The 2,070-nt window shown below is 39.5% G+C and carries 1 protein-coding gene; it reads right to left on the bottom strand.

Translation table 11 applies throughout. The annotated features are described in order from the left end of the window. Positions 1–104 precede the first annotated feature (104 nt). Positions 105–1,523: a major outer membrane protein gene (locus BS85_RS0109840; RefSeq protein WP_026944629.1), complete on the bottom strand. Its 1,419-nt coding sequence runs from the start codon at positions 1,521–1,523 to the stop codon at positions 105–107. Between the last annotated feature and the right edge of the window lie 547 nt (positions 1,524–2,070).

Here is a 2,070-nt window from a genome sequence, read left to right as displayed (position 1 = left end):
TATAGATTGCTTCGGCTGAAGCCTCGCAATGACGCAGTGGTAAAGTGTAATGACAAAAGAAAGACAATGACGAGGGAGAACCCTCATCAAAGAAAGAGGAGGAATTAGAAGCTGTATTTTACTTCTAGTCTCACTCTTTGTCTGTCTTCATCAGATGTCAAGTTATCACCTAAATAATCAGCTTGATTTCTATCTGGAGCGTCAGTCATCAAGTAAGCATAGTAACCACTGATTGTAAGGTTTGCATTGTGCTTCCAGCTGAATCTTGGAGTGATTTCTTGGAAATCAATGTCGCGTTTAGTTCCTGTTCCAATGCTTCTATTTGCATAAGCAACATCGTTATTACCCCAAACATAATCTAAACCGATTCTTAGTCTCTCATCTACCATTCTATAACCTACTGCTACATAGAATACATCAATGCTTTGCTCTGTTCCAAATCCATGCACACCACTATTTACACCTAATGCAGAAGTGCTAATGCCTGTTGCATTGTTTTGCCACCATAGCGCACCAGCGTATTTGAAGATTGTGCCATCATCGTTCAATGTAACCGCTGTTCCATCTTGGAAGTTTGTAACATAACCTAGTTTAACATCTAGTGGCACACCAAAGTCGTTAGCAAAATCCGCACCTACATTGAATACAAACAAGTCGTTTGCTTCAGCAATGTTTGCGTGACTTTTTGTGCCTACTAGAGTTTTGCCATTAAGTGCTCCCAACAAAGAGCTATCGCTGTTATCTAGTTTTGCTAGTGCATATTGCAATGCAGCATTAAATGTGCTTCCGTCCCAAGTAAGCTCACCTACTCCTAGTGCATCTACTGCGTCTTGGATATAGAATCCCCAAAGTTGCCCGCCAAAGCGTCCATAAGCTGTATCTACACCATAGATACCTGCAAGAACATAAAGAGGCTTAGTTGCAGAAGCACCATCGTTGTTACCTGAAGTGTATCCTTTCTGAACATCATCAATACTCCAAGAGTCAAATGCACCTGCTGCAAGAGTTAAACCTGTAATATCGCTGTTTAATGCTAGGATACCTGTTCCTCTATCGTCATCACCTGCATTTGTTACAGGAGTTGCAAGTCTTTGCTTACCGATAAGGATTGTAGTAGCTGTGGAATCAGGAGCGATTGTCGCATAGAATGTGCTTACACCAAAGCTTCCGTCTTTACCACTTCCTAGACCATCACCTGTACCGGGATAGTTGTTTCCGTGATTTACATTGTTGGATTCGTTGTTATAAAGAATCCCGAAGTTTAATCCAATGTTATTTACCACAGGAGTTTTGAAGTCTGCTACTGCTTTCCAGCGGTGAGTAGCCTTGCTTTTAGATTTAGGACCATCTACTTCATTTTTGTGAAACTCTGCGTCACTATATCTATCATCATTGTATCTATATCTTAGATAACCACTGACATCAATCCCTCGGATTGCTTCTTCTAAGGGTTGCGCAAAACTTGCGGTAGAGAAAGCACCTAGAGCAACACTTGCTGCTAAACTTAATTTTAGAAATTTCATTTTAATCTCCTTGATTGAATTTCGAAATTACAATCTGATTACACAAAAGCCCCAAAATGTAAAAGCTCTTGCTAATCAAATAACCTCCACTTTGACTTTAGGTTAGAATTCAGCCAAAGCTAAGAGGTATTTTAGCATAAAATTTTAAAAATGTAAAACTTTTTAGAATAATTTGTATTACTTTCTGCTTTGTTGTGGTGTTATTTTGGGGTAAGTTTGCGGGATTGCGGGTTGCTTTGTGTCATTGCGTTTTATCTCTCTGTCATTGCGAGGAATGAGCAAAGCGAATGACGAAGCAATCTATAATAATGAAAAAAGAAAAATATCACAATGAAATCTTAAAAGTTTGGAATTGTAAAGTTTTGTAAAGTTTAATGTATGCGGGATTATGGATTGCCACGAATGCTACGCATTCTCGCAATGACGAGGTGGCAAAGTTTTCTATTTGCAAGATTATGGATTGCTTCGGGCAAAGCCCTCGCAATGACGCGGTGGGTTGCTTTGCGTCATTGCGAGAAAAGCTTTAGCTTTTCGTGGCAATCTATAA

Origin of the sequence: Helicobacter rodentium ATCC 700285 (genome assembly GCF_000687535.1) — a bacterium.
In the GTDB taxonomy this organism is placed as follows: domain Bacteria; phylum Campylobacterota; class Campylobacteria; order Campylobacterales; family Helicobacteraceae; genus Helicobacter_D; species Helicobacter_D rodentium.
The sequence above is the reverse complement of the archived record's forward strand: the minus strand, read 5'-3'. Positions and strand labels throughout refer to the sequence as shown.